We start from the raw sequence: 26,370 nt of genomic DNA, 5'->3' as shown, positions 1-26,370 counted from the left end.
TCCTACCTCATCACATCCTTCGCAATGATCACGCGCATGATCTCATTCGTGCCTTCCAGGATCTGGTGGACGCGGAGATCGCGGACGATGCGCTCGAGCGGGTAATCCTTCAGATAGCCGTAGCCACCATGCAGCTGCAGCGCCTGGTTGGCGATATCGAAGCACTGATCCGTCGCGAACCGCTTCGCCATGGCGCAATACTTGGCCGCCGACGGGTCCTTGGCGTCCAGCGCAGCGGCAGCGCGGTAGAGCATCAGGCGCGAAGCCTCCAGCTCGGTCGCCATGTCGGCGAGCTTGAACTGGGAAACCTGGAACTGGCCGATCTCGCGGCCGAACTGCTTGCGCGTTCCGACATACTCCTTGGCCACGTCGAAGGCTTCGCTGGCACCACCGAGCGAGCAGGCACCGATATTGATGCGGCCGCCATTGAGACCGTTCATCGCCAGGGTAAAGCCCATCCCCTCTTCCGCCAGCAGGTTGGTGGCGGGAACGCGGCAATCCTCGAAATTGACGACGCGGGTCGGCTGGGCATTCCAGCCCATCTTCTTCTCATTGGCGCCAAAGGAGAGGCCCGGCGTGTCCTTCTCGACCACGATGGTGGAGATGCCCTTGGGGCCGTCGCCGCCCGTGCGGCACATGACAATGTAATAGTCCGACGTGCCGGCACCCGAAATAAACGCCTTAGCACCGTTGAGGACGTAATGATCACCATCGCGCACCGCCTTGGTGCGAAGGCTGGCGGCATCGGAGCCGGCGCCCGGCTCGGTCAGGCAATAGGAGGCGATCTTTTCCATCGTCATCATCGACGGCAGGAAGCGCTGGCGCTGTTCCTCGCTGCCCCATGTGTCGATCATCCAGGCGCACATGTTGTGGATCGACAGGAAGGCCGCCGTGGCAACGCAGCCACGGGACAATTCTTCAAAGATGATTGCAGCATCGAGCCGCGACAGCGCGGAACCGCCCACATCCTCGCGCGTGTAAATGCCTGCAAAACCGAGCTCGGCGGCTTCGCGCATGGCCTCGACGGGGAAATGCTTGGTTTCGTCCCATTCGGCCGCGTGCGGCTTCAAACGGTCATCGGCGAATTTTCTCGCCATGTCGCGGATCAGGGCCTGATCTTCTGTGAGAGCGAAATCCACAGCAGTACTCCTGTTGCTAATCGTGTGATTGACGGACAAATCTTGTCCGACGGCTTTGGCCGGAGCCGTAACGCGGGTTTGCCGCGGCGGCAAGTTTGATATGTCATTGCAATCGCAAAAGACCAGAGGCCGCCATGTATCCCAACACCCGCCTTCGCCGGACCCGACAGGCCGACTGGTCGCGCCGCCTGGTGCGCGAAAATGCCCTGTCGGTGAATGACCTGATCTGGTCGGTCGTGGTCTCCGATACCGCCGATCCGGTCGAGCCCGTCGCAGCGATGCCGGGTGTCGAACGCCTGTCGCTTTCCGCACTGGCGAAGGCGGCGAAAGAGGCCCAGGCTCTGGGAATTCCGGCGATGGCGATCTTCCCGCATATCGATCCGGCCCGCAAAGACGATACCGGCTCCGAGGCCCTGAATCCCGACGGGCTGGTGCCCAATGCCATCAGGACCATCAAGGATGCCGCGCCGAATGTGGGCGTGATCTGCGATGTCGCCCTCGACCCCTTCACCACACACGGCCATGACGGTGTGCTGGATGGTGACCGCATCGCCAATGACGCGACCGTTGAGCGTCTGATCGAGCAGGCGCTTCTGCAAGCCGCCGCCGGCTGCGACGTTGTGGCGCCGTCCGACATGATGGATGGCCGCATCGGCGCCATTCGTGAGGCGCTGGAATCTGCCGGCCATCACGACACGATGATCCTCTCCTATGCCGCCAAATACGCCTCGGGCTTTTACGGTCCCTATCGCGAGGCGATCGGCTCGGCGGCAGCGCTGAAGGGCGACAAGCAGACCTACCAGATGGACCCGTCGAATCGCGATGAATGCCTGCGCGAGGTCGAACTCGACATCGCCGAGGGGGCTGACATGGTGATGGTCAAGCCGGGCCTGCCCTATCTCGACATCGTCCGCGCCCTCTCCGACACCTTCCCGGTGCCGGTCTATGCCTTCCAGGTTTCCGGCGAGTACGCGATGATCGAGGCCGCCGCGGCCAATGGCTGGATTGATGGCGAGCGGGTGATGATGGAAAGCCTGCTGGCGTTCAAACGGGCCGGTGCAGCCGGGATCATCACGTATTTCGCGAAACGGGCGGCGATAGCGCTGCATGACTAACGCCTCCCGCACCACCCTCACCGTCCAGGCCATGCATGAGATCGACCGCCTGACCGGGGCGGTCATCCCGCCGATCCATCCAGCGACAACCTATGCCCGTGGCTCGGATAATCAGCTGATCGGCGAGACCGATTATCGCCGTCCGGGAGGGCCGACGGAGTTTCAGGCGGCCAGGGTCCTCGCCATGCTGGAAGGCGCTCCGGAGGCCAAGCTGTTTTCCTCCGGCATGGCGGCGATCGCGGCGGTGGTCGAGAGCGTGCCGACCGGCGGTCATGTCATCGCGCAGACCGAAATGTATTACGGCGCGAAACTCCTGCTGCAGCGGGCCGCGGCGAAGAAGCGGATCACGCTCAACCTGGTCGAACCCGGTGACCTTCACGCCCTCACCGCAGCGGCGCGACCGGAGACCGATCTGATCTGGATCGAGAGCCCGGCCAACCCGTCCTGGGCGATTGTCGACATCGCCAAGGCAGCAGATATCGCCCATGCCGTTGGCGCGACGCTGGGGATCGATTCGACTTGCGCTCCGCCCTGCACCACCCAGGCGCTGGCGCTCGGCGCCGATATCGTCATGCATTCCGCCACCAAGTATCTCAATGGTCATTCCGACGTTCTGGCCGGGGTCCTTGCGACCCGGGCCGTTGATGAGCGCTGGGCCGAGATCGGCGAGATCCACTCCAAGACCGGTGCGGTCCCGGGCGCCTTCGAGACCTGGCTGCTGATGCGTGGCCTGCGGACGCTCTGGGTTCGCTTCGAGCGCCAGAGTGCGAGTGCCCTGGCGATCGCCAACGCGCTTCAGGGCGAGCCCGGAATTGACGCGGTCCTCTATCCGGGACTAGCCGGTCATCCCGGCCACGACATCGCGGCGGGACAGATGACCAATGGTTTCGGCGGCATGCTCTCGCTTCGGATCGCCGGCGGTTATCCGGCGGCGGCGAAGTTTGCGGCGAGCACCCGGCTCTTCATCCAGGCGACCTCGCTGGGTGGGGTGGAAAGCCTGGTCGAGCACCGCAAACCGATCGAGGGCCCGGAAAGCCCGACACCGGACAATCTGGTCCGCCTCTCGGTCGGGCTGGAAGATGCCGGCGACCTGCTGGACGATATCCGCGCCGCCCTCGCGGCCGCCACTGGCTGATCTCACAAATTCGTCAGTTGGCCGCAGCCGCGAACTGACCTATCCGGAACGCCTTGTTTCAGCTGGAGCGTTTATGCGCCTCGTTTCGACGTCCTGATACAGCCAGCCCGCCCCTACAAGCGGGCCGGCTGGCTTGATTGAAACACCGCCCGCGACCCGCGTCGCGCGCGAACAGTTTTTCTTTATCAGGAACAAGACATTGAAACATTTGTCCAACGTATCACTTCGGCCGGCAACCCTGGACGATGCCGACCCGCTTGAAGCCCTGTCGGCGAAAACCATCAGGGTCAAATACCCGGCGATCCTCGGTACAGACGCGGTCGAAGGCTACATCGCATCCGGGGCCATTGGCGCCTATTACCGCCAGCATGTCGCGACCCTGACGGTCGCTGAACATGCCGGCATCCGGATCGGTGTTTGCGCCATCCAGCCGGCGCGGATCGATTTGATGATGGTTGATCTCGACCACCACCGCTCGGGCGTCGGAGCCCTGCTCCTGGCCGATGGCGAGCGCAAGCTGTTCGCAGCAGCTGACCGGATCGGGCTCGACTGCTTCCGCCAGAACGACCAGGCCCGTCGCTTTTATGCCAAGCACGGCTGGCTCGACGACCGCCTGTTCGAGGACGAAGATCACGGCATCGCCATGATCCATCTGGTCAAGCCGCGGCCGGCGAGCCTCGGCTAGCCAGCACGGAACCGGCAGGCTCCGTTCCGGGCACAGATGCCCGGAACGGAGCTGGCTGCCAGATCGGTCAGTCCGAGAGCTTGATCGCCGGCAGGGACCATTTGAACTGGATGGCACAGCCCCGCAGGACCAGGGCCAGCAAGGCCGAGCCGAGGGTCACAGCACTCGGATTCAGGCCCAGCGTGATACCGCCGACATAGGCCGCCGCTCCGGCCAGGGCCGCCAGGGCATAAATGTCTTCGCGCAAGACCAGAGGCACGTCGTTGACGATGATATCGCGCAGCAGGCCGCCGAAAGCTGCGCTCATCATTCCGGTCAGCAGTGCGATGGTCCAATGCGCGCCAGCCGCGAGCCCTGCCTGGGCGCCAATTACACAGAACACCGACAGTCCGATCGCGTCCGCCCAGATCAGTGCCGCCCGCCGGGTCGCAATGGCCTGCGCCCAGGGCGAGGTGAAATAGCCGAGCAAGGCGCCAAAGACAGCGACCAGCAAGTATTTCGGCTCGGCTATCCAGTAGACCGGCAGCGAGCCAAGCAGGATGTCACGCAGGGTCCCGCCGCCCATGCCCGTCACGGCGCCAATGATCACGGCGCCGAAGGGATCCAGTCCCTTGCGCGCTGCCAGCATGCCGCCTGAATAGGCAAAGAAGCCGATTCCGGCATAGTCCAGAATGACAAAGAGGAGCTCTATACTCACGGGCGTTGAAGGGCGGCTTTGGCCCGCTTGAGCGCCCGTCGCCCCTGCTCGAGCTCGAGCAGATCCGACAGGTCACGTGCCCTCCAGGCAGCGGCCATCATGATCGCACAGGCCACCATCCAGACACCGAGAACCACGAGAAGCATATCCACTCTCTCAAAACCAAATCGGACCCAGATCTCCGGATCAAGCTCGGACAGGCCGAACACTGCGGCGACAGGAATCGTCACCATGATCAGGGCGGTCGCGCGGAAAATACGCTCGGACCGCTCCGCATTCAGCCGGGCCCAGACCGCGAGAAATTCGACCTGGGCATCGCTCAGCCCGCCCAGCAGGCCCAGCGCGATCTTCCAATGCCCTGACCGCATCAAGGTCGTCATCTGATCATTGGAGTATTGCTTCATGACCCGACGCGTGAAGCCCGCGATCACGATCAGCCGCCACACCGCAAACAGCTTGGTCAGCCGTTTCCAGACATCCATGACCATCGGGTCATTGGCGATCGAGCCCCTGGGTTCACTCACGTGTCGGCTCCGTCTTTCGGACGCTCGAGACGCGCGATCAGGCTCGACGTATCCCAGCGATTGCCGCCCATCGCCTGGACGTCGGCATAGAACTGGTCGACCTGCGCCGCGACCAGGAGGGTCGCGCCATTGCGCCGCGCCTCGTCCAAGGTGATCCGCAAATCCTTGCGCATCCAGTCGATCGCGAAACCGTAGTCGAACTTCCCGGCGACCATGGTCTCCCAGCGATTCTCCATCTGCCAGGACTGGGCCGCCCCCTTCGAGATCGCCCCGATCACCAGCGCCGGATCGAGACCGGCCCGCTGGGCAAAGTGAAGCCCTTCCGACAAGCCCTGGACGACGCCAGCGATGCAGATCTGGTTGACCATCTTGCAGAGCTGGCCGGAGCCGGCCGGACCGATCAGCGTGATCGCCTTGGCATAGCTGTCCATGATCGGTTCTGCCGCGGCAAACGTGTCCGCCTCGCCGCCACACATGATCGCCAGTTGACCGTTCTCGGCTCCGGCCTGCCCGCCGGACACCGGCGCATCGACAAATCCGATTCCGGCGTCACGCGCCTCGATGTCCAGGTCGCGGGCCAGCTCGGCCGACGCCGTCGTATGGTCGACCAGGACCGAACCCGGCTTCATCGCGGGAATCGCCTGCTCTGCCACCCGACGCACATCAGGGTCATCGCCCAGACACATCAGCACGAAGTCGGCGTTAGCCACAGCAGACTCAACCGTATCGGCAGCCGTCCCGGCATGTCGGCTTGCCCAGTCCTGCGCCTTGCTCGCTGTCCGATTCCAAACGGTGACCTCATGGCCGGCAGAGACAAGATGGCCCGCCATTGGAAAGCCCATCACACCCAATCCCAAAAACGTGCAGCGTGCCATTGCGCTCTCCCCAATTCGTTCGCCCCTTGCTAGTCTCGTCACGATTGGGGAGCAAGTCATCATGATCAATCGTATTCTGCGCTATCTCGGCTGGGCGGTCGGAGGACTTGTCGCACTTGTCCTTGTCGGCGCCCTCGTCTTTGCCAACCGGCTCTACGCCTCGCTGCCCCAGACTACGGGTACGATACAGCTCGCCGGACTCGAGGCCGAGGCCAGCATTGCGCGTGACGCGAACGGTGTGCCGCACATTTTCGCGCAGAGTGATCGCGACGGGTTTTATGCCATGGGCGTGGCGCATGCGCAGGACCGTCTCTGGCAGATGGAAATCACCCGCCGCGCCCTGCGTGGACGGTTGGCCGAGATTCTCGGCGAGCCCGGTCTCTCCACCGATATCTTCTTCAGGACCATGGGTCTGGGCCCGGCGTCCGACACAGCTGTTTCGAACCTGCCCGCGGATGTTCAGGATGCCTTGCAAGCTTATGCCGACGGCATCAATGCCGTGATCTCTGCGCCCGGCTTTGTGCCGCCGCCGGAATTCCAGATCCTGATGTTCGAGCCCGAGCCGTGGCAACCCGCCGACACGGTCGTCGTCTACAAGGCGATTGCGCTCGACCTGTTCGGCAATGCCTTCGAGGAATCGAGCATGGCGGCGCTGACCGAACGACTCGGCGCCCAACGCACAGCCGAGTTCATTGGCCGCTATCCCGACGACGCCCCCCGATCGCTGACCATGGCCGATATCGGCATCGAGGCCTCCTCCCTGCCGCCGGCAGAGGTGATCCCGCCCTCGATCGGCCCGGAAGACACGGGCCGGGACGGCTCGAATAATTGGGTCCTGTCCGGCTCGCGGACGGCGAGCGGCCTGCCAATCCTCGCCAATGACCCGCATCTGGGTCTGGCTGCTCCGGCGATCTGGTATCTGGCTCGTCTGACCACGCCAAATGGCTCCGTTGTCGGCGCCACCCTTCCGGGAACACCCTTTGTCACCCTGGGCCGTACCGACGAGATCGCCTGGGGCTTTACCAATACGGGGCCGGATGTCGGCGACTTGCACCCGGTCTCCGAGGCCGACGTAATCGGGCAACGCGAGGAGCATATCCGTGTCCGTTTTGGCGAGGACGTCATCATCCTGCGTCGCGAGACCGCGACCGGGCCAGTGCTGGACCCGAAGCATTTTGACTACCCCGTCCCGGAGGGCAGTGACTTCTTTGCCCTGCAATGGATGCTCGACGAGCCTGATGATGCCACCACCGGTGTCGGCCTGCACATCATCGAGGCCGATGGCTGGGACGGATTTGTCTCGGCGATCCGCGGCTTTGTCGCACCACAACAGAACATGGTCTTTGCCGATCGCGATGGCGATATCGGCTTCTACGCACCAGCCCGGATTCCGGTTCGCGACGAGACCGGCGCCTGGGTCTCGACGATCCCGTTCGAGGAATTGCCACACACGCTGAACCCGGATCGCGGCTTCGTCGCGACGGCCAACAACAAGATCGTGCCGGACGCGTATCCGCATTACATCACCTCGGAATGGTATGGTGTTTCCCGGATCCGCCGCATCTATGACGGCATCGATGCGCAACCCATCCATGACATGGACAGCATGCAGGCCCTGCAGATCGATACGGTCAGTGATACCGCCTTGCGGCTTCTGCCGACATTGATCCGGGCCGAGCCGCAGACCGACGCCGCCAATGGTGCACTGGCGCTTCTGGCCCGCTGGAATGCCGACATGGCTGTCGACCGGCCTGAACCGCTGATCTATTCAGCCTGGATGGAGGAACTGTCCGCCGCGATTTATGGCGACGAGCTTGGCGATCTGCTTCCGGCCTGGCACGGCGACCGCCGGGTCTTCATGATGGATGCTCTGACCGGTGATCTCGGCCACTGGTGCGATGACATCACGACCGAGGGCGTGGAAACATGCCAGGACCTGACCGGCCCGGCCCTAGACCGGGCGATGGCGGCCAGCACGGCTGCTTATGGCCAGGATTTCGCAAGCTGGCGCTGGGGCGATGTCCACCAGGCCCGCCACGCACACCGTCCGTTTTCGGATTTCCCAATTCTCTCGGACTGGTTCACGATCACAACGCCGGTCCCGGGCGACGGGTCGACCGTCAATGTTGCCCACCATTCCTATCGCCGGCCGGGCTATGACGTTCGCCATGGCGCCTCCTACCGGGCGCTCTACGACATGGCCGATCCGGATACGTCCCGCTTCATGATCACGACCGGCCAGTCCGGCAATGTCATGTCACGTCACTATGATGACCTGGCGCCGATGTGGGGCCGCGGCGAGTATATCAGCATCCCCACGGGCTGGACCCTGAACGATGCCCCGGCAGGCCTCGACGTGCTGACGCTTCAGCCAGCCTCGGAATAGGACGAACGGTGAAACACCAGTGACGGCGCGTCACGCGGTGTATCGAGTGCGATCACGCGTCCGACCAGGATGTCGTGATCGCCACCGGGGTGAACCGCCTCGGCCTGACAGGTGAACCGGGCCACGGCGCCCTCAAGCAACGGCACGGCATCGCCGCCCCACAGACCGCCGCAGGCCTCGATATCGGCCTTCATGGCGCAGGCATTGGCCAGCTCTGACTGGTCCGCAGCGAGCACATTCACGCCCCAATGTGTCGCCCGCGTAAACAGTCCGTGGCGGTCCGATCCTTTCTCGACCGACCACAGCACAAGTGGCGGATCAAGCGAGACCGAGGCAAAGGAATTCACCGTCATGCCGAGTGCCTTGCCATCGGCAAAGGTCGTCACAATGGCAACACCCGTCGGGTAGCGCCCGAGCGCGTCACGGAATCTGCGGCTGTCGGCCAAGGCATGTCCTTCTCTTGAACGGAGGAGTCCGGGTTTCGAAACCGGACCTTAAGGATAAGGGTCTACTAGAGGCAGTAGCAGATAAACAAGGTGGGTGGACATGGCAGCCTCTGATCGGCCGATTGTCATCAAGAAAGTCGTCAAGGGCGGCGGTGGCGGACACCACGGCGGTGCCTGGAAGGTCGCGTACGCCGACTTCGTGACCGCGATGATGGCCTTCTTCCTGCTGATGTGGCTCATCAACACCACAACCCCCGAACAAAAACGCGGCATCGCTGACTATTTCGCCCCGGCCAGCGTCTCGCCGTCAAATTCCGGATCGGGCGCGCCGCTTGCCGGCACGTCGCCGGGCGATGATGGCGTGCAGGGTTCCGGTGACAGCTCGATGCGCCAGCGCCTCGCCCCAAGCGCGCCGCAACTCAATGACCGCGACCGTCAGGAAGCCCCGGAAGGGTCACCGGAAGCAATCGAGTCGGAGTCCGAGATCACGGCGTCCGCGATGGCCGAGGCCCAACAACGCCGCGACGCCGCAGAACTTCATTCAGCCGCCATGTCCCTGCGTCAGGCCATGCAGGAAATGCCGGAACTGGCGGAGCTCTCCAACCACGTCCTGATTGACGAAACCCCGGAAGGTCTGCGCATCCAGCTGGTCGACCAGGAGGGCCGTCCGATGTTTGACCCGGGCGCTGTCGTCCCCAATGAGCGGGCGATTACCTTGCTGCGCGCCGTCGCACGGATCGCCGAACGCCTCCCGAACCGGCTTTCGATTGCCGGCCATACCGACAGTGCCCCCTCCTCGCCCGGTGCGGATTATACCAATTGGGAACTCTCGGCCGACCGCGCCAACGCGGCCCGCGCCGTTCTCCAGCGCGCGGGGATCAGTGACGACCGGATTTATGAGGTGCGCGGCAAGGCGGGTTCCGAACCGCTCTATCCCGACGATCCCTACATGCCGGGCAATCGGCGCATCTCGGTCGTGCTGCTGCGGGAAGCCCCTGTCATGCCGAGCGGCCACGAGCTCTAACCAGGCCGCATCGCCCTCGCGCTTTCCACGGTCGAACCGACACAAAGGCTTCGCAAGCCGATATCCTGCATGCTAGCGTTTGCTGTGGATGTATCGGATCCACGGCTTCCTGAATCTTGCGATGATTGAATCAGCGTCACTTGATGTGTGGCAAATGTGGGCAATCCTCGGCGGACTGACGCTGGCGATTGTCTTTTATGTCTGGGACCGGGTGCCGATCGAGATCGTCTCGGCCTCGATTGTCGCCATCCTGATGGCGTTTTTCCACCTCTTCCCGCTGGAAGCGAGCAATCCGACGACGGCTGACCTGCTCGCGGGCTTTGCCAACCCGGCCCTGATCACCATCCTGTGCCTGCTGATTGTCGGTCAGGGCATATTCCAGACCGGCGCCATGGAGGGTCCGACCCAGCGCCTTCTCGACGCTTACGACCAGCACCCCAAGGCGACGCTTATTGGCATGTTCGCCTTTGTCTTCGTGATCAGCGCCTTCATCAACAACACGCCCGTCGTGGTGATGTTCGTGCCGATTTTGGTGGCGATCGCCAAACGGATGGAAAAAAGCCCGTCCAAGCTGATGATCCCCCTCAGCTATATGTGCATCCTTGCCGGGATGACGACGCTGATTGGTTCATCCACCAACCTGCTTGTCGCCGACACGCTGATGAGCGTCACCGGGGAACAACTGAGCTTTTTCGACCCGTCGATCCCCGGGCTGTTTCTGGCCGCCGTCGGGATTGTCTATATCATCGTGATCCTCCCGCACCTGCTACCCGACCGAGCGTCGATGGAAGCCGAGATCGCGGGCGGCGGCGGCAAGCAATACATCGCCCAGCTGGACGTCACGAGCGACCACCCGCTGATCGGCAAGAAGCCGGTCGCCGGCATGTTTGCCGACCTGCCCGACATGACCGTGCGGATGATTCAGCGCGGCGAACATGCGCTGCTTCCGCCCTTCGACCAGATCGAGCTGAAAGCCGGCGATCTCGTTATCGTCGCCGCGACCCGTCAAACCCTGACCAATCTCCTGGCCAAGCGGGCCGACTTCATGCGCGGCATGCTGGAAGCCTCGGGACCGGGTGATAACCCGACGCCGGGCGATAGCCTGGTCATGGCCGAGGCCGTTGTTGCGCCGGGGTCGCGCCTCATCGGGCGCACCATCCGGCAGATCGGCTTTCGCCATGTCACTGGGTGTATCGTGCTCGGGATCCAGCGCCGTTCCCGGATGATCCGCTCACGCATGGGTGAGATTCGGCTTGAGGCTGGCGACACCCTGCTTCTGTTCGGCGCCTCGGCCTCTCTGCGGGGACTGCGAGCCGACCGCGACCTGCTGGTGATGGATTGGGCAACGACCTCGATCGCCGATCCGCGGCGCTCCAATTTTGCCCGGGCCATTTTTGGCGGTGTTGTCCTGACCGCGGCCACGGGTCTGCTGCCGATTGTACTGGCTTCCTTCCTCGGAGCTGTGGCGATGATCATGGCGGGCTGTCTCAATACCCGCCAGGCCGCACGCGCCTTCGACATGCGTGTCTATCTCCTGATCGGCTCGGCCATCGCGCTGGGCACCGCCATGCAGGTGACCGGCGCGGCCGATCTGATGGCGACAGGCGTTGTGTCGGTCTTTGCGCCATTCGGGCCTGTGGTCCTGATGTCAGCGCTCTTCCTGCTGGTGGCAATCCTCACCAACGTGCTCTCCAACAGTGCGACCGCGATCTTGTTCACCCCGATCGCGGTGGGGGCTGCCAACCAGATCGGTGCCGACCCGACCTTGTTCGCAATGACGGTCTTGTTTGCCGCAAACACCTGTTTTGCCACACCGATCGGATATCAGACCAACTTGCTCGTGATGGGCCCGGGGCATTACAATTTTGCCGACTACCTGCGCGCCGGCTCGCCGATGGTGGTTCTCTTCTGGATTGCCTACACGGTCTATGTCAGCCTGCTTTACGCATTGGGTCTCGCTTGAGTGTGAGACCCTGCTACGGCAAGATCCGGACGCAAGGAATGAGGCGAAAGGCGTGACCCACCCGTTTGCAACCAAGCAAATTCCCTTCTTCCTCACGGCGTCCGCGCCGTGCCCGTACCTGCCCGGACGGTTCGAGCGCAAGGTATTCACGCGGATCGAGGTCGGCGAAGGCCCGGCTCTCAACGATGCGCTCACGCATGCCGGCTTTCGACGTTCCCAGGGCGTGCTTTACCGCCCTGCCTGTGAAGCCTGTGATGCCTGCAAGTCCGTCCGCATCGACGCGGAAGCTTTTGATTGGAAGCGGCGCTGGCGGAAAATCGTCAACCGCAACCGTGATTGGCACGTTTCGATCGACGCCCAGACCGCGACCATGGAGCAGTTCGATCTTCTGACGCGCTATCTCGACAGCCGCCACGGTGACGGCGACATGGTCGGCATGTCCTTCGGGGAATACGTCATGATGGTCGAGGACGGGGCCCAGCGCACCCATGTTACCGAGTATCGCGACGGCGACGGCGTGCTCCGCGCTGCGGCCCTGACCGATGTGCTCAAGGACGGCCTGTCGCTCATCTACAGCTATTTCGATCCCGACTGGGAACGCCGCAGCCCAGGCGCCTACATGATCCTTGACGCCATTCGGCAGGCTGAACTGGCCGGTCTGCCCTTTGTCTATCTGGGCTATTGGGTGAGCAAGAGCCGCAAGATGAGCTACAAGGCGCAGTATCAGCCGCTGCAAGTTTTGACGCCCTCGGGCTGGCAGCCTTATGCCGAACTCGCTAACCATGACGACAATGAGGAATACGACGATTTCGCGTGAGCCCTGATGCTTGGCGGGATCTCTGGGGGAGATAGATATGGATCGACGCACATTCATCAGCGGCGGTGCCGTCGCTGCGGCGACGGTGGCCACGGCCTGCGGTGAAACCGGACAGGACACGGCCAGCGGTCCGGCCGCACCGGCAGTCAATCGCGGCGTCAAACGCCTGCGCATGGTGACCACCTGGCCGGCGAATTTCCCCGGCCTGGGGACTGCCGCCAATAATGTCGCCGACTATATCAACCGCATGTCCGGCGGATCGCTGGAAGTCCGCGTCTATGCGGCGGGCGAGATCGTCTCGGCCTTCGAGGCCTTCGATGCCGTGTCCGAGGGCACGGCCGACATGTACCACGGAGCCGAATACTACTGGCAAGGCAAGTCACCGGCTTTCAACTTCTTTACCGCCGTCCCGATGGGTATGACCGCTTATGAGATCATGGGCTGGGTCGAAGCCGGTGGCGGTCAGATGTTGTGGGACGAGCTGTCCGGCCAGTTCAACATCAAGCCGTTCCAGGCCGGCAATTCCGGCCACCAGATGGGCGGCTGGTTCAAACGCGAAATCAACACGCTGGAAGATTTTCGGGGCTTGCGGATGCGAATTCCCGGGCTTGGCGGTAACGTCCTGCGCGAGCTCGGCGGCGCCGCGGTGACCCTGTCGGGCGGCGAGATCTATCCCGCGCTCCAGTCCGGAGCGATTGATGGTACCGAGTGGGTCGGCCCGTGGAATGACCTCGCCTTCGGCTTTTATCGCGAAGCACCCTACTATTATGGTCCGGGTTTCCACGAGCCGGGCTCCTGCCTCGGGGTTGGCATCAACAAGACGGTCTGGGATGGGCTCGCCAGCGATCATCAGGCGATCATCGCCTCGGCCTGCCGGACCGCGAACAATATCTCTATTGCGGAATTCCAGTACCAGAATGGCCTTGCCCTCAATGTGCTGGTCAATGAGCACGGTGTCGAGCTGCGCCAGTTCTCGGACGAGATCTGGACCCGGATCGGTGAAATCTCCGAGCAGGTCGTAGCGGACACAGGCAATGCCGATCCGTTTACACGCCGCGTCTATGACAGCTATCTCGCCGCGCGCGACACCATGCGCGGCTGGGGCCGGATCTCGGAAATGCCCTACATGGTGCAGCGCGAACGCGTTCTGGGCGGCTGATCATGCGCAAGGGGGACGGGCTACTCGCGGTCATACTGGTCCTGTCGGTCTTCCTGTTAGTGATCGACATGATAACCGGCGGCGGTGTTGCCGACTGGTCGGGCGCTCACTTGCCCGGTATCGCCCAAGCGATCGGGACATGGCTCGGGCGCGCGGGTCTATGGCTGTCGCCACTCCTGCTTCTACCCCTCATCAGCGGTCTGACAGGACGGTTCATCGGCTTGCCCGGTCCGGTCTGGTCACTCCAGCGTCACGCAATCCGCTTGTTTGACGCGATCACCGAAAGCATTGGCGGCGCAGCGCGCTGGTTCGCCCTCGGCCTGGTGATTGCCACCGCCATCATCGTGATCCAGCGCTATGTCTTCGGTTACGCCTCGACCAAGCTGGCCGAGAGCGTGATCTACATGCACGCGCTCCTCTTCCTGCTCTCCTCGGGCGCGGCGCTCCTGCATGGTGGTCACGTCCGGGTGGATGTCTTCTTTGCCCGAATGACAGAGCGGGGCCGGGCCTGGATCGACCTGCTTGGCACTTATTTCGCGCTCATGCCGATGAGTGCGCTTATCCTCTGGTCCTCGACCGGCTATCTCTCGTCGAGCTGGCGGATCCTCGAGAGCTCCCGCGAGAGTGACGGGCTTGCCTTCGTCTTCCTCTTGAAGACCGCCATTCCACTCTTTGCGATCCTGATGATCCTGCAAGGCTTCTCGATGGCTGCACGGGCCGCGATGACGCTGGGTCGACAAGACCCGCCGCCGCTGCCAACCGTGATCGAGGGGGAGATCTGAGCCGTGACCCACTTCATCGAACTCTTGCCCTTCCTGATGTTTCTCGCGGCTTTCGCAGCCCTGCTGCGCGGCTACCCGGTCGCCTTCACCCTGGCCGGCGTTGCCCTCGCCTTTGCCTTGATCGGCATGGCAATCGGCGAGTTTGACCCGATCCATTTCCGCGCCTTTCCGCAGCGCATCTACGGCAATTTGATGGAGATGGACCGGCAGATTCTCGTCGCCGTACCACTCTTCGTCTTCATGGGAGTGATGCTGGAAAAGTCGAAGATCGCCGAGGAATTGCTGGAAGCGATGGGCGCGCTGTTCGGGACCATGCGCGGCGGCCTCGGCATCTCCGTTGTCATCGTCGGTGGCCTGCTCGCCGCGTCGACCGGCATTGTCGGCGCCACGGTTGTCACGATGGGCCTCTTGTCGCTGCCAACCATGCTCAAGCGCGGCTATGACCCGGCCCTTGCGACCGGCACGATCGCGGCGTCGGGTACACTCGGGCAGATCATCCCGCCCTCCATCGTCCTCGTGCTGCTCGGGGACCAGATTTCCAACGCCTATCAGGAAGCCCAGCGCGCGCAGGGCATCTTCTCGCCCGATATCGTTTCGGTCGGGGACCTGTTCGCTGGCGCGTTGATTCCGGGCATCCTGCTGGTCAGCCTCTATATCGGGTATCAGATCGTCGTCGCGATCCTGCGTCCCGACAGCGCACCGGCAGCACCGGCCGAAGGGACGGTCAGCCTCGGCGGACTTCTGCACGCCCTCATCCCGCCCCTCGCCCTGATTATCGGCGTGCTTGGCTCCATCCTGACCGGTCTGGCGACTCCGACCGAAGCAGCCGGCGTTGGCGCCGTCGGTGCGACCTTCATCGCCGGTGCCCGCAATGCCGGCGCTCAGGGCAATCCAAAGCTCGGCCAGCTGGTCAGCTATCTGGGTCTGGCCGCGCTGCTTGGCCTGATTGCCCTCGTGGTGGTTGCCAATATCGGCGCCGAACGACGTCTCTATGTCACCGAACTGGGCACCCTTGGCGGCGTGTTTGCCGGCGCATTGGTGACACTCACCCTCCTGGGAACAGGCTGGAGCCTTCTCCGCCTGAAACGCTCCGGCGTGCTGGATGACGTCATGACCTCGACCGCGACCATTTCGGCGATGGTCTTCGTGATCCTGATCGGGGCTTCACTCTTCTCGCTCATCTTCCGGGAGCTGGGCGGCGACGATACGGTCGCCGCGGCTCTGCAGGCCGTTCCCGGGGGCGTGTTCGGAGCGGTCGCGGTGGTCATGCTGGTGATGTTCATCCTGGGCTTCTTCTTGGACTTCATCGAGATCACCTTCGTGGTTGTCCCGATCGTCGCGCCAATCCTTCTGATGATGGGCGTGGACCCGGTGTGGCTCGGTGTGCTGATGGCCATGAACCTGCAGACCAGCTTCCTGACCCCACCCTTCGGCTTCGCGCTGTTCTATCTGCGCGGCGTGGCCCCCAAATCGGTCAAGACGACCGACATTTATCGCGGCGCCATCCCGTTTGTGATCATCCAGATCCTGGCGATCATCGCCGTGGCTACCCTGCCATGGCTCGCCACCGGGCTGCCGAACTGGCTTTATGGCTAGATCATGAGCCCCCACCGCAAACTCGAGCTGCAGCGTGCCTTCATTGCCGCGCTGGCGCTGTTCATCTCCGCCATCTTCCTGTGGATGATCCGCGACTATCTGGCCGCGCTCTTCCTGGCTGCCGTCGTGACGCTCTTCCTGGCGCGGCCACATGACTGGCTGACGGCGCGCCTCGGAAAGCGACGCGGACTGGCCGCGGGCCTTCTGGTCACCGTGGCTGTCCTCGCTTTCGTGATCCCCGCGGCCATCCTGCTTGGCCTCGTCGCCGAGCAGGCGATCGAGGTGACCGGAATGGTCACGCCCTGGGTCCAGGAGCAGGTCAGCCAGATCCGCCAGAACGGGCTGGACGGTCTGCCAGACTGGCTCCCCTTCCGCGACGAGATGATTGAGTACCAGGCCACGATCACGGCCCAGATCGGCAATCTGGCGGGCACGGTCGGGCGGGTCCTGGTCAACTCGCTTCGGGCCGGAACCGGCGGGTTCCTGATCGCGACGCTGAACTTCTTCATACTGGTCTATGCGCTCTTCTTCTTCCTCATGACCGGACGCAAGGCTGCGCGCTCGGCCGTCAGCCTGCTGCCGATGACGACCGAAGCGCGCGAATTGCTGGCCGAACGGGCTGTCTCGACCATTCGCGCGACCGTGAAGGGCTCCTTCCTGATCGCCCTTGTGCAAGGCAGCCTGACGGGGATCGGCCTGTTCGCCGCCGGCGTTCCCGGGGCCATCTTCTGGGCTGCGGTCGCGTCGCTGCTCTCCATCATCCCGATGATCGGGCCGCCGCTGATCTGGGTCCCCGCGGCCATCTGGCTTGGCGCGACCGGGCATCTCATTCCCGCGGTCGGACTGACCGCCTGGGGCGTGATCGTGATCTCGACCTCGGACAATCTCCTGCGACCGGTCCTCGTCGGCAAGGACGCCAAGATGTCCGACCTGATGGTGCTGATCTCCACGCTCGGCGGGCTGACACTGTTTGGCGCCGTCGGCATCATCATCGGCCCGGTCATCGCCGCGCTCTTCACATCGGTGTGGTTTATCTTCCGCGAAAGCTTTGCCGGCTTGCTGGAAGACGAGGAAGAAGAAGACACGCAAGCCGGGGATGACGGCGACAATGGGGGCAGCACGCCGCCTCCGGCCGACGCAGAAGACAGCGCCCCACCCGCAACCGACACCGACCCGTCGCACTAGGCCGGCGGGTTAGCTGCCGGCCGGCTCGCGGGTAAACCCGGCCTCGACCTCGCGTAGGAAGCGGCTGACATCGCGCATGTTGAGCGTTCGTGCCAGCGCATCACATTCCAGACGCGGGGTGCCGGAATAATAGTCCCGCATCGCCAATATGGCCGTGCGAAAGCCTTCGATATCGCCATCCGGCACGGCGCGCAGCGAGCGCTTCAATTGCGACAGGGCCATGCGGTCGCTGGCGGTCGGCATCTCCAGCGCATCGAAGAGGGCTTCGATGTAATCGATGTAAAGCTCCCGACGATTGCCGACGAGATCCGGCCAGTGCCCGTCGAAGACGTGGCCGTAAAGCTCACCATAGGCTTCGCCCGCCGGATTGGTGTGGGCATAGCTGTCGCCAAGCGCGTGAATGAGAAAGCCAGTCTGCCAATCCGCACGGGGCGTGGTGCGATTTCGCTGCTCGATCAGCTCGGCGAGGTCGAGTCGGCGCTGGGCGACCGCCTCGGGGTTTCCGCCATGCAAGGAGTGCAGGACCGCATTGATCCGGTGACGATAGGACCAGCCCCCGACCAGCCCCCAGACGCTGACCTGTGGCGCCGCATAGCGCAGGGCGAGATCGTCCGCCGCCTGATTGAAAAACGCCAGCCGCGCCGCGTCCTCGTCCGAATGACCGGCGAACCGGGCGATCACATAGGTCGTATCCTGGTGACCATCCCGCTGATATTTCGGCTGGCCATTGGCCTCCAGGCAGCTCGGATTAAGGCTGCGATAGCCCGGCGTGGAACAGGCCGCGAGCCCGCATAACGAGGCCAGCGCGGCGGTCCGGAACAGGTTTTTCATGGCAGTCTCCCCCGAGGCAATCATTGCCCCTGGTCGACAGCCTACCCCGCAGGCCCGGGTTGAACCATGGCAGCCGGCAAATAAGGCGTCAGGCGCGAGGGATGCTAGACTTGCGGCACACTCGTGCCCCGGGCCACCAGCCGGCCGCCGGCGTGTTCGACCAGCATCTCGATACGCTTCTCGATGGGCGGATGGGTGGCAAACATGCCCATGAACCCCGTTGCGGGATTGTCGATGAACATCTCACGGACTTCTTCCGGCGCGTTCTTGAGGTCCGAATGGCCGGAAATCTTCTCGAGCGCACCGATCATTGCGTCCGGGTTATGGGTGAGTTCCACCGCGCCGGCGTCAGCCATGTATTCTCTTTGCCGCGACAGCGAGAAACGGATGACGATGGCCAGGAGATAGGCGATGGCCAGGATGGCCAGGGCGACGACAATGACCATCCCGCCACTGCGTCCCCCGGAGCGACGATCGCCGCCGGCCCGCATGCCAACCCAGAATATCCGGCGGAAGACGATCTCGGCAGCAAAGGAGATGATGCCGACGAAGATGATCGAGACCACCAGCAGGCGGACATCCTGATGACGGATATGCGAGAGCTCGTGGGCCAGCACCGCTTCGAGTTCCGCCGTGTCGAGGCGTTGCATCAAGCCCCGCGTGACCGTCACCGTATACTGCCCCTCGCGTACACCCGAGGCATAGGCATTCAGCGCCTCACTCTCGATGATGGCCAGTTTGGGCATTTGAAGGCCGCGCGAGATGCACAGGTTTTCCAGCAGGTTATAGAGTTCCGGCTCATCCTTGCGGGCAACCGGCCTGGCACCGGTTGCGGCATTGATCATCGCCTGGTGAAAGAACCAGGCGATGACAAACCAGATACCGGCGATGATCAGGGACCAGACACCGATCTGGGGCAGGCGCGCGAATTCCGCCGCCCAGATCGGGCCCACGGAAAAGCTGCCGCCCGTATTGACCGGAACCAGCTGCGCCGGATCCGTGAACCCGGTGAGCAGGATCGTCAGCGCGTATCCCACGCCGACCAGCAGAACAGGGAAGAAGGCCAGCAGCACAATGGAACGCAGATTATTGTTCCAGATATGCGTGCGGAGCCCGGCCGTTCCCCAGCTCATGACCTAGAACTGCACCTTCGGGGCAGCCCGCTCGGCATCGCCAACCTCGAAATATTCCCGCTGTTTGAAGCCCATCGAATTGGCAATCACCACGGCCGGGAACTGCTCGGTCGACGTGTTGTACTCATTGACCGCATTGTTGAAGAAGCGGCGAGCGGCGGCGATCTTGTTTTCCAGATCGGCGAGCTCGGACTGCAACTGCATGAAGTTCTGGTTGGCCTTCAGGTCAGGATAGGCTTCCGACAGGGCAAACAGCTGACGCAGCGCACCGGACAGCATGTTCTCGGCCCCGGCCAGATCCTTGACGGAGGTGGCGTCAATCGCGGTCTGGCGCGCCTTGACGACGTTCTCAAGCGTCTCTTTTTCGTGGCTGGCATAGCCCTTCACGGTGTCGACGAGGTTTGGCACAAGGTCGTGCCGCTGCTTCAGCTGGACGTCGATATCGCCCCAAGCCTGGTTGCAGGTCTGCCGCAGCGCGACGAGGCGGTTGTAGACCATGACCAGAAATACGCCGAGGGCGATGATCACGATCAGAAGAATGACGCCGGTATCCATGCCTGTCTCTCCTTGAGGGGGCAAAACTGGGTTGGGTTCACCGCCCGGTCGGGTGGTGCCCGTTCAAATCACTACCTATCCCGCTTTCGCCTGTGAAGCGAGGAATTCCGAGCCGCGCGGCGCAAAGCGCAGCGAGCGCGGGAATCCGCGCGGTGCCATCTTGCCGGCCTGCGCCCGCTTGGCAGTCCACAAATGCCAATCATCGAGGTTGAAGCGCCGACCGGCGCCGTCGAGCCAGGTCAGGCCGTCCTCGGCGTTGAACACCGTGGCATCGGCCAGCTTGGCTCCCTTGCCACCGAGGAGCCGGACACCCTTGCCACGGCTCATGACCGGGATTTCCTCAAGCTCGAAGACCAGCAGTTTCTTGTTTTCGCCGATCAGGGCCACGCGGTCACCGGTTGCCGGAATGCACAGGAAAGCCTCGTCGCCCTCGGCGAGGTTGAGGATCTGCTTGCCGCCCTTCTTCATGGCGACGCAGTCCTTTTCCTGGATACGGAAGCCGGAATTGCCGTCGGACGCGACCAGCAGGGTGCGTTCGGGATCAAATTTGAACAGGCCGATCGGTGCGGCATCGTCGGGCAGATCAACATGCAGGCGCACCGGCTCGCCATGACCGCGCCCGCCGGGGAGCTTGGAGGCCTCCAGCGTGTAGAACTTGCCGTCCGTGGCGAACATCAAGAGCTTGTCAGTGGTCTCGCACTTGACCGCGAAGGCCGACCTGTCGCCCTCCTTGAACTTCAATTCGGTGACGTCGTTGATATGGCCCTTCAAGGCGCGGACCCAGCCACGTTCGGACAGGACGGCGGTAATCGGCTCGCGCACGACGAAAGCCTCGATCGGTGCATCGCCCGAGATATCCGGCGCGTCGCCGAACACGGTCCGGCGCTTGCCCAGCGGCGTCGTCTCGGCATAGACCTCGCCAAGGTGGACGACTTCACCGCGTACCTTGTCCCATTGCAGCGCGGTCGAACCGATCAGCGCCTGCAGGGATTTGCGTTCGCCCCGGAGATTGGTGTCTTCCTTGCGGATTTCCAGCTCTTCCAGCTTGCGCAAGGCGCGCAGGCGCATGTTCAGAATGGCTTCGGCCTGGCGCTCCGACAGCTCGAAATGCGCCATCAGCTTGGCCTTCGGCTCATCCTCGAAGCGGATGATCCGGATCACTTCGTCGAGATCGGCATAGACGATCAGATAGCCGGCCAGCACTTCGAGGCGGTCCTCGACCTTGGCCAGACGCGTTATGGCCCGGCGAACCGCAACATCACGGCGGTGCTCGAGCCAGATCTGCAGCACTTCGCGCAGGCCCATCACCCGTGGCACGCCATTCGGGTCAAGAACATTGAGATTCAATGAGATGCGGGTTTCAAGGTCGGTCAGCTTGAACAGGCTCTCCATCAGCATGTCCGGATCGACCAGCTTGCTCTTCGGCTCAAGAACCAGACGGATGTCCTCGGTACTCTCGTCGAGCACATCGTCGAGCAGCGGCAGGCGCTTGGCGTCCATCAGCTGGGCAATGCGCTCAACCAGCTTTGACTTTTGCACCAGGTACGGGATCTCGGTGACGACGATGCGCCACATGCCTCGGCCGATATCTTCCTTTTCCCACTTCGCGCGAACACGGAAGCCCCCGCGTCCTGTCTCGTAGGCCGAGCGGATTGCTTCGGCGGGTTCGACGATGGTGCCGCCGGTCGGCAAGTCCGGGCCCTTGATATGCGTCAGCAGGGCGGCGGTGGGAGTTTCCGGTTCGTCGATGAGCGCCATCGCGGCGGCACAGATCTCGGCGACATTATGCGGCGGCACAGAGGTCGCCATGCCCACGGCAATCCCCGTCGAACCATTGGCCAGAAGGTTCGGAAAAGCGCCCGGCAGGACCAGCGGTTCGCGCTCGGACCCGTCATAGGTTTCCTCGAAATCCACCGTACCCTGGTCGATGTCCTGAAGCAGGAACTCGGCCGCCTTGGTCAGGCGCGCTTCGGTGTATCGCATGGCGGCGGCGCCATCGCCGTCGATGTTACCGAAATTGCCCTGCCCCTCGACCAGCGGATAGCGCGAGGCGAAATCCTGGGCCAGGCGGACCAGCGCTTCATAGACCGACTGGTCGCCATGCGGGTGGTATTTACCGATCACGTCACCGACGACACGGGCCGATTTCTTGAAGGCCTGGTCCGGGTTCAGCTTCAGCTCGCGCATGGCGTAGAGGAGACGCCGGTGGACCGGTTTCAGCCCGTCGCGGGCATCGGGCAGGGCCCGCTGGGTGATCGTCGAAAGCGCGTAGGCAAGGTATCGCCGCGACAGCGCCTCGTCGAACTTCTCCTCGATGATATGCCCGCCGTCGGGATCAAAATGATCGCCCATGAAGCCCACCTGACTGATTCGCGTTTGGATCAGTATAGGCAGGGCTGGCGAGCTGCGCAGGGGCCGGACACAGGATTAGCTGTGGGGAATGGGGGTGCAGACAACTCGCCTTCTAATTGTGCTAACACAACCTATAATATCCACAATCAATCAAACGACCCGCCCCAGGAGATCGATGAGATACAAGGCCATCCGCATCGGACTGTTGAAAACTGCTGAAATCAATCGGCGGTTGGGAACCGAGCTTGTCGATGCAGACGTCTGGGCAAGCAAGGCCGCCCATCGCCATTTCGCTGTCGATCATCCTGATGACTACAACCTCGTCGTGGCCAACCTTGGCCTGGTGATCGAAGACCCGGGATACATCGGGCAAAAGCCTGGCAATGCGGACAATTTCTACCTTGTCCGCAATGTCCCGGGCCTGGACAGTTCTGTCCTTGTCGCCATCGGGATCCGGCTCAACAAGCATGGGACCTATAACCTGCGCAGTGCCTACACTGTCTCGCACACCGACATCCAACGGTATCGCGCAGCGGGCCATCTATGGATCGCCTGAAATGGAAACAGAAAAAGGGCCGCGCATTGCGCGACCCCATGCATATCCGAGCGCGTTGCCAACCGCGATCTCTCGGCTCGAAGCCTCTACCCTTTCGGGTGTGTGGGGTGGCTGTTCCCACCTCATCGGATAGTAGGACGACGTACCGGAGAACAGACAAAAAGTCAAGACTCCAATACGTTCACCAGCGCTCTGAATACCTCACGAAAGATTGGGCGAGTTCCGGCAAAACACTCGCCAAGCGTTCTTCAATCCCGTTGCCAGCGCCACCCCCTAGGTGTCGTTTCTCAAGACGTTGTTCAGCAGGTCGTTGAGCCTATTGGCTGGCGATTGCTTGGCGAGAGCATAGTGCGGTCTGGCGGTGTTGTACCAGTCGAGATAGCGCTGGAGATCGAGATTTCGGCTGTCCGATGAGCGGTAAGGGATGGCATAAGCCCATTCTCTGAGCAGGGTCTGGATAAAGCGCTCGGCCTTGCCGTTGGTGCGCGGGGTGTAAGGCCGGGTACGGATGTGGCGGATCTTGAGCCAGCCCAGCACCTTTGCGAACAGGCGCGAGACGTAGGGGCTGCCATTGTCTGTCATGATGCGTTCGACGATGATGCCGCGCGCCTTGAACCAGCGCAGCGCCCGGACCATGAAGCCGGTCGTGGTGGCGCGTTTCTCGTCGGGCAGGACCTCGACATAGGCCAGCCGGGTCGCGTCATCGATGGCGACGTGGACACACTCCCAGCCGGCACCGCGATTGCGGTTGCCCTTGCGCTGTCCGGTGACGCGATGACCCGGTTTTTCGAAGCGTCCCAGCTTCTTGATGTCCAGATGGATGAGCTCGCCAGGCCTTTCGCGCTGATAGCGGATTACCGGCGCACGCGGTGTCAACGCGCCCAGCCGGCCCAGGCCGAGCCGCTTGAGCCAACGGGCCACGGTCGAGCGCGCCAGCCGCAGCCGCTCGGCGATCTCGGACGCCGTCATGCGGTAATCCCGGCGCAGCTGCGCGGCCGCCTCAACCCACCAGTTATCGTAAGCCCCGGCAGGCCGGGCGGGCGCGCTTGCGCCATCTTCAAGCGCCGCGCACCCGCCCTCGCGGTGACGCGAAATCCACTTGTAGACGGTGCGGACGGAGATGCCCAAAGAGGCGGCAATCACCTCAACACTCTCGCCCGACAGTCGGCGTTCGACAATCAGGGCTCGCGAAAACGGTGTGGTTCTGGCATTTCTATGGCTGTTCATCGGGGGCGATCCTCCTGCTGATTGTGTCGCAACAACCAGTCTCAAGGACTCAATCCCGATGAACAACCTTATGAGAGTTCACACCTAGGTCGCAGACCGTGCTGAATTCCAATCGAGGAGTTCCACTGTGACGAAGAAAGCCAATCCGCTCACCATCGCGTTCCAAAACCAGAACCTGAAAATGATCAAGCTCATCGAGCCCGGAATCACACGACATGCCAAGCTTGGATGCGATATTGGGAGGATCAAGCGAAACACATCCGACGCCTGTCTCAAACAGGACAAGGTCAGGCGTGTATGGAAGGCGGCTCCATTTCACTGCCATCACAACCGCCCCACCCGTTCCAGCTCCGCCATCAACCTTCCCCGCGCTTCCGGCAATTGCTTGTCGATCGGCCAGAGGACCCGGCGTTCGAGGAAATAGCCGGTTAGCGCCAAACCGCGGGCGATGTCGCCATCCTCGATCTTGCCAGAGCCTGCCATGAAGGGCGGGAGTTCCAGGAGTTTGGGGGCGTAGGGCGCGGCCTCCTCGCGGCAGACAGCGCGGCCGGTGCGTGGGGAGATATGGGTGAGGTCCTCGGTCACGCCGGTAACGGCACAGGCCGACATGTCGAGCCCATAGCCGAGATCCGACAACAGACCCGCCTCCCAGCGCACATAGAGCGCTGGCCAGATATCGGGATTGTCGAAAGCGTTCAGCAGTAGCTCAAAGCCGGCATGGACCTGTGGGTGGGCCTCGCGTTCGGGCAGCGACATGACCGCGATGGCGCAGGCGGCGTTGAGACCGGCCAGCGCGGTGCGATCTTCCATCACCAGGCCGGCCGTCAGGTCGTCGGCTTCGATCTGGAACATGCCGAGATGTTCCGACAGCCGCGCTCGCCAATTCACAGTGATCTGGTTGCCTGGCTGGAGGATCGGCCGCATCGAGCGAGACCGTCCGCCACGCACCAACCCGGCATGCCGGCCCTGCTCACGGGTCAGCACCTCGACAATTGCCGAAGTCTCGCCATGCGGCCGCACGGCAAGGATTATGCCTTGATCACGCCATTCCATGCGGGCGGTTGTAGGTGACTCTTGGCAAAGCCGCATCCGGCAAATGTCGGACCGGAGCGGTATTTCCGTGTCGACACGCCATCTAAAACAGGCCGGACAGTCGAAACGGCCTGAATTCTAGCCCGCCAGATCCAGTCGAACGGGGACGCCCGGCGCCAACCGTCCATCAAGGAGTGTGAAGGTCAGAATCACGGCGGACTCTGATCTCTCGCCGTCAAACATGTCGATATAGAGAACACTCAGACTGCACTCCCCCGACGCGCTCTCACAGCTATCCATCAGTTCGGCATGATTGGGGGCACCTGCCCCGTCGCTGGCCGTTGGCAGCGATCCGAACAGGCTCGCCAACACCCCGGGCAGGCTGGGCGAAAGCCCCTGTGCTTCGAGAACCCCGACATAGTCTGAGCCCTCCAGATCGATGGGATGATCGGCGCCGGCGAGGATGAGCGCTTCAATCACCTGGGCGCTCAGCATGTCATCCTCAGTCGCCTTCGGGTCGGCACTTTGGGCCATGACCGAGGCAGAAGCCGTCACTGCAAAAAGCGTAGACGTTGCTATCTTGAGAAATCCCGTCAATGAAAAATCAGCCATGCGTCCCATCCGTGTCTTCAATCAAAATGTTTAGTCAGTATTCCTGAGACAGGCCGCGACCTGACCGGCAGCAATCTTGTAGATCATCGCAATTCTAAGCGGCGCAGCGTGCGCACGGCAAGCTCTATAGTTTCATAGCCTTTCAACACCGCCCTCGCCTCTGGCTTGCACTACTCACGCCTGCTGCTAGTGTTTGGCCTGAAAACTTGGGGGGAACGCATGGCTGCATCAGGCAAAATCCGGCCTGCCATTGTCGGACTCTTGGCCAGTTTTCTGATGGCTTGCGGTGGTGGCGACGACACGCAAGAGACAGAAATCGCCGACAAACTTCCCCCTCCGCAGATTGAACAGCAAGCTGATCTCGGACGGGACACGGCCTTGCCGGCGCCGGTTGAACCGGAAGAAACGCTGTTGCCTGGCAAGTCGCCTGACCGGACTGAAGCCGGAACCGCCCCGGCGACCATGGATCCTGCCCTGCCCGTTCCGGCTGGAATGACCGTGGGGTCGCTTCCCACCGTGGAACCACGCCAACCCTGTGGCGGAT

The 26,370-nt window shown here is 62.8% G+C and carries 24 protein-coding genes; 12 read left to right on the top strand and 12 right to left on the bottom strand.

Annotated elements, in window-relative coordinates:
• Positions 1 to 2: 2 nt before the first annotated feature.
• Entirely contained in the window at positions 3 to 1,139 is a 1,137-nt protein-coding gene (locus AAA969_RS06395; protein ID WP_338244793.1) for an isobutyryl-CoA dehydrogenase, read from the bottom strand.
• A gap of 134 nt (positions 1,140 to 1,273) precedes the next feature.
• Between AAA969_RS06395 and hemB the strand changes: the two genes are divergently transcribed.
• The 3 genes from hemB to AAA969_RS06380 all read left to right on the top strand — a co-directional run bounded on the left by hemB (position 1,274) and on the right by AAA969_RS06380 (position 4,074).
• Entirely contained in the window at positions 1,274 to 2,254 is a 981-nt protein-coding gene (gene hemB / locus AAA969_RS06390) for a porphobilinogen synthase (protein WP_338244791.1), read from the top strand.
• Positions 2,247 to 3,389 carry a trans-sulfuration enzyme family protein gene (locus AAA969_RS06385; RefSeq protein WP_338244789.1) on the top strand — a complete coding sequence of 381 codons (1,143 nt, stop codon included), beginning with the start codon at positions 2,247 to 2,249 and terminating at the stop codon, positions 3,387 to 3,389. The genes hemB and AAA969_RS06385 overlap by 8 nt, the downstream gene beginning before the upstream one ends.
• Positions 3,390 to 3,597: 208 nt before the next feature.
• Positions 3,598 to 4,074, top strand: coding sequence for a GNAT family N-acetyltransferase (locus AAA969_RS06380; protein ID WP_338244787.1), 477 nt, complete (start codon positions 3,598 to 3,600; stop codon positions 4,072 to 4,074).
• A 67-nt stretch (positions 4,075 to 4,141) separates the two neighbouring features.
• On the opposite strand, the gene AAA969_RS06375 is transcribed toward AAA969_RS06380, so the two are convergent.
• Genes AAA969_RS06375 through AAA969_RS06365 form a run of 3 tightly spaced genes read right to left on the bottom strand, consistent with a single transcriptional unit; the run spans position 4,142 to position 6,170 of the window.
• Positions 4,142 to 4,771, bottom strand: coding sequence for a trimeric intracellular cation channel family protein (locus AAA969_RS06375; protein WP_338244785.1), 630 nt, complete (start codon positions 4,769 to 4,771; stop codon positions 4,142 to 4,144).
• Complete coding sequence (locus AAA969_RS06370) at positions 4,768 to 5,295, bottom strand: hypothetical protein (protein ID WP_338244783.1); 528 nt, start codon at positions 5,293 to 5,295, stop codon at positions 4,768 to 4,770. The genes AAA969_RS06375 and AAA969_RS06370 overlap by 4 nt, the downstream gene beginning before the upstream one ends.
• Positions 5,292 to 6,170 (bottom strand): NAD(P)-dependent oxidoreductase, encoded by an 879-nt coding sequence (locus tag AAA969_RS06365; RefSeq protein WP_338244781.1) that lies wholly within the window; start codon positions 6,168 to 6,170, stop codon positions 5,292 to 5,294. The genes AAA969_RS06370 and AAA969_RS06365 overlap by 4 nt, the downstream gene beginning before the upstream one ends.
• 61 nt (positions 6,171 to 6,231) lie before the next feature.
• On the opposite strand from AAA969_RS06365, the gene AAA969_RS06360 reads away from it, so the two are divergent.
• Complete coding sequence (locus AAA969_RS06360; RefSeq protein WP_338244779.1) at positions 6,232 to 8,556, top strand: penicillin acylase family protein; 2,325 nt, start codon at positions 6,232 to 6,234, stop codon at positions 8,554 to 8,556.
• Here the strand turns inward: AAA969_RS06360 and AAA969_RS06355 are convergent.
• Entirely contained in the window at positions 8,538 to 9,002 is a 465-nt protein-coding gene (locus tag AAA969_RS06355; protein ID WP_338244777.1) for a flavin reductase family protein, read from the bottom strand. The two genes, AAA969_RS06360 and AAA969_RS06355, sit on opposite strands and share 19 nt — an antisense overlap.
• A 100-nt stretch (positions 9,003 to 9,102) precedes the next feature.
• Here AAA969_RS06355 and AAA969_RS06350 point away from each other — a divergent pair, with 100 nt between their 5' ends.
• The 7 genes from AAA969_RS06350 to AAA969_RS06320 all read left to right on the top strand — a co-directional run bounded on the left by AAA969_RS06350 (position 9,103) and on the right by AAA969_RS06320 (position 17,528).
• Positions 9,103 to 10,026, top strand: coding sequence for a flagellar motor protein MotB (locus AAA969_RS06350; RefSeq protein ID WP_338244775.1), 924 nt, complete (start codon positions 9,103 to 9,105; stop codon positions 10,024 to 10,026).
• A 154-nt stretch (positions 10,027 to 10,180) separates the two neighbouring features.
• The gene (locus tag AAA969_RS06345) at positions 10,181 to 11,989 is read left to right on the top strand and encodes an SLC13 family permease (RefSeq protein WP_338244773.1); all 1,809 of its coding nucleotides are present in this window, start codon (positions 10,181 to 10,183) and stop codon (positions 11,987 to 11,989) included.
• Between the two features lie 52 nt (positions 11,990 to 12,041).
• On the top strand, positions 12,042 to 12,806 hold the full coding sequence (locus AAA969_RS06340) for an arginyltransferase (protein WP_338244771.1): 765 nt from the start codon (positions 12,042 to 12,044) through the stop codon (positions 12,804 to 12,806).
• A gap of 37 nt (positions 12,807 to 12,843) precedes the next feature.
• Positions 12,844 to 13,965 carry a TRAP transporter substrate-binding protein gene (locus AAA969_RS06335; protein ID WP_338244768.1) on the top strand — a complete coding sequence of 374 codons (1,122 nt, stop codon included), beginning with the start codon at positions 12,844 to 12,846 and terminating at the stop codon, positions 13,963 to 13,965.
• A 2-nt stretch (positions 13,966 to 13,967) separates the two neighbouring features.
• Positions 13,968 to 14,747 carry a TRAP transporter small permease subunit gene (locus AAA969_RS06330; protein ID WP_338244766.1) on the top strand — a complete coding sequence of 260 codons (780 nt, stop codon included), beginning with the start codon at positions 13,968 to 13,970 and terminating at the stop codon, positions 14,745 to 14,747.
• A 36-nt stretch (positions 14,748 to 14,783) separates the two neighbouring features.
• Positions 14,784 to 16,343 (top strand): TRAP transporter large permease, encoded by a 1,560-nt coding sequence (locus tag AAA969_RS06325; protein ID WP_425325036.1) that lies wholly within the window; start codon positions 14,784 to 14,786, stop codon positions 16,341 to 16,343.
• Between the two features lie 3 nt (positions 16,344 to 16,346).
• Positions 16,347 to 17,528, top strand: a complete 1,182-nt coding sequence (locus AAA969_RS06320) for an AI-2E family transporter (RefSeq protein ID WP_338244762.1) — start codon at positions 16,347 to 16,349, stop codon at positions 17,526 to 17,528.
• A 9-nt stretch (positions 17,529 to 17,537) separates the two neighbouring features.
• Here AAA969_RS06320 and AAA969_RS06315 read toward each other — a convergent pair whose 3' ends face one another.
• The 4 genes from AAA969_RS06315 to parC all read right to left on the bottom strand — a co-directional run bounded on the left by AAA969_RS06315 (position 17,538) and on the right by parC (position 22,399).
• The gene (locus AAA969_RS06315; RefSeq protein WP_338244760.1) at positions 17,538 to 18,359 is read right to left on the bottom strand and encodes a hypothetical protein; all 822 of its coding nucleotides are present in this window, start codon (positions 18,357 to 18,359) and stop codon (positions 17,538 to 17,540) included.
• 104 nt (positions 18,360 to 18,463) lie between these two features.
• On the bottom strand, positions 18,464 to 19,492 hold the full coding sequence (locus AAA969_RS06310; RefSeq protein ID WP_338244758.1) for a M48 family metallopeptidase: 1,029 nt from the start codon (positions 19,490 to 19,492) through the stop codon (positions 18,464 to 18,466).
• 3 nt (positions 19,493 to 19,495) lie between these two features.
• Positions 19,496 to 20,047, bottom strand: a complete 552-nt coding sequence (locus AAA969_RS06305; protein WP_338244755.1) for a LemA family protein — start codon at positions 20,045 to 20,047, stop codon at positions 19,496 to 19,498.
• A 75-nt stretch (positions 20,048 to 20,122) separates the two neighbouring features.
• Entirely contained in the window at positions 20,123 to 22,399 is a 2,277-nt protein-coding gene (parC, locus tag AAA969_RS06300; protein WP_338244753.1) for a DNA topoisomerase IV subunit A, read from the bottom strand.
• 175 nt (positions 22,400 to 22,574) lie between these two features.
• On the opposite strand from parC, the gene AAA969_RS06295 reads away from it, so the two are divergent.
• Positions 22,575 to 22,955 carry a hypothetical protein gene (locus AAA969_RS06295; protein WP_338244751.1) on the top strand — a complete coding sequence of 127 codons (381 nt, stop codon included), beginning with the start codon at positions 22,575 to 22,577 and terminating at the stop codon, positions 22,953 to 22,955.
• A gap of 273 nt (positions 22,956 to 23,228) precedes the next feature.
• Here the strand turns inward: AAA969_RS06295 and AAA969_RS06290 are convergent, their stop codons facing one another.
• From AAA969_RS06290 to AAA969_RS06280, 3 genes are all read right to left on the bottom strand, one after another.
• On the bottom strand, positions 23,229 to 24,182 hold the full coding sequence (locus AAA969_RS06290; RefSeq protein WP_338243076.1) for an IS481 family transposase: 954 nt from the start codon (positions 24,180 to 24,182) through the stop codon (positions 23,229 to 23,231).
• Positions 24,183 to 24,506: 324 nt separating this feature from the next.
• Positions 24,507 to 25,235 carry a DNA repair protein RecO gene (recO, locus tag AAA969_RS06285; protein ID WP_338244749.1) on the bottom strand — a complete coding sequence of 243 codons (729 nt, stop codon included), beginning with the start codon at positions 25,233 to 25,235 and terminating at the stop codon, positions 24,507 to 24,509.
• 117 nt (positions 25,236 to 25,352) lie between these two features.
• On the bottom strand, positions 25,353 to 25,826 hold the full coding sequence (locus AAA969_RS06280; RefSeq protein ID WP_338244747.1) for a hypothetical protein: 474 nt from the start codon (positions 25,824 to 25,826) through the stop codon (positions 25,353 to 25,355).
• Positions 25,827 to 26,370 lie beyond the last annotated feature (544 nt).

This window comes from Maricaulis maris (assembly GCF_036322705.1).
Lineage (GTDB): Bacteria > Pseudomonadota > Alphaproteobacteria > Caulobacterales > Maricaulaceae > Maricaulis > Maricaulis maris_B.
The sequence above is the reverse complement of the archived record's forward strand: the minus strand, read 5'-3'. Positions and strand labels throughout refer to the sequence as shown.

Bases quoted from the DNA above. Each gene is read 5' to 3' on its own strand.
- AAA969_RS06295 (WP_338244751.1), top strand. From the start codon at position 22,575: ATGAGATACAAGGCCATCCGCATCGGACTGTTGAAAACTGCTGAAATC.
- hemB (WP_338244791.1), top strand. From the start codon at position 1,274: ATGTATCCCAACACCCGCCTTCGCCGGACCCGACAGGCCGACTGGTCG.
- recO (WP_338244749.1), bottom strand. From the start codon at position 25,235: ATGGAATGGCGTGATCAAGGCATAATCCTTGCCGTGCGGCCGCATGGC.
- AAA969_RS06305 (WP_338244755.1), bottom strand. From the start codon at position 20,047: ATGGATACCGGCGTCATTCTTCTGATCGTGATCATCGCCCTCGGCGTA.
- AAA969_RS06330 (WP_338244766.1), top strand. From the start codon at position 13,968: ATGCGCAAGGGGGACGGGCTACTCGCGGTCATACTGGTCCTGTCGGTC.
- AAA969_RS06350 (WP_338244775.1), top strand. From the start codon at position 9,103: ATGGCAGCCTCTGATCGGCCGATTGTCATCAAGAAAGTCGTCAAGGGC.
- AAA969_RS06365 (WP_338244781.1), bottom strand. From the start codon at position 6,170: ATGGCACGCTGCACGTTTTTGGGATTGGGTGTGATGGGCTTTCCAATG.
- AAA969_RS06290 (WP_338243076.1), bottom strand. From the start codon at position 24,182: ATGAACAGCCATAGAAATGCCAGAACCACACCGTTTTCGCGAGCCCTG.
- parC (WP_338244753.1), bottom strand. From the start codon at position 22,399: ATGGGCGATCATTTTGATCCCGACGGCGGGCATATCATCGAGGAGAAG.
- AAA969_RS06360 (WP_338244779.1), top strand. From the start codon at position 6,232: ATGATCAATCGTATTCTGCGCTATCTCGGCTGGGCGGTCGGAGGACTT.
- AAA969_RS06345 (WP_338244773.1), top strand. From the start codon at position 10,181: ATGTGGGCAATCCTCGGCGGACTGACGCTGGCGATTGTCTTTTATGTC.
- AAA969_RS06335 (WP_338244768.1), top strand. From the start codon at position 12,844: ATGGATCGACGCACATTCATCAGCGGCGGTGCCGTCGCTGCGGCGACG.
- AAA969_RS06325 (WP_425325036.1), top strand. From the start codon at position 14,784: ATGTTTCTCGCGGCTTTCGCAGCCCTGCTGCGCGGCTACCCGGTCGCC.
- AAA969_RS06315 (WP_338244760.1), bottom strand. From the start codon at position 18,359: ATGAAAAACCTGTTCCGGACCGCCGCGCTGGCCTCGTTATGCGGGCTC.
- AAA969_RS06320 (WP_338244762.1), top strand. From the start codon at position 16,347: ATGAGCCCCCACCGCAAACTCGAGCTGCAGCGTGCCTTCATTGCCGCG.
- AAA969_RS06280 (WP_338244747.1), bottom strand. From the start codon at position 25,826: ATGGCTGATTTTTCATTGACGGGATTTCTCAAGATAGCAACGTCTACG.
- AAA969_RS06310 (WP_338244758.1), bottom strand. From the start codon at position 19,492: ATGAGCTGGGGAACGGCCGGGCTCCGCACGCATATCTGGAACAATAAT.
- AAA969_RS06385 (WP_338244789.1), top strand. From the start codon at position 2,247: ATGACTAACGCCTCCCGCACCACCCTCACCGTCCAGGCCATGCATGAG.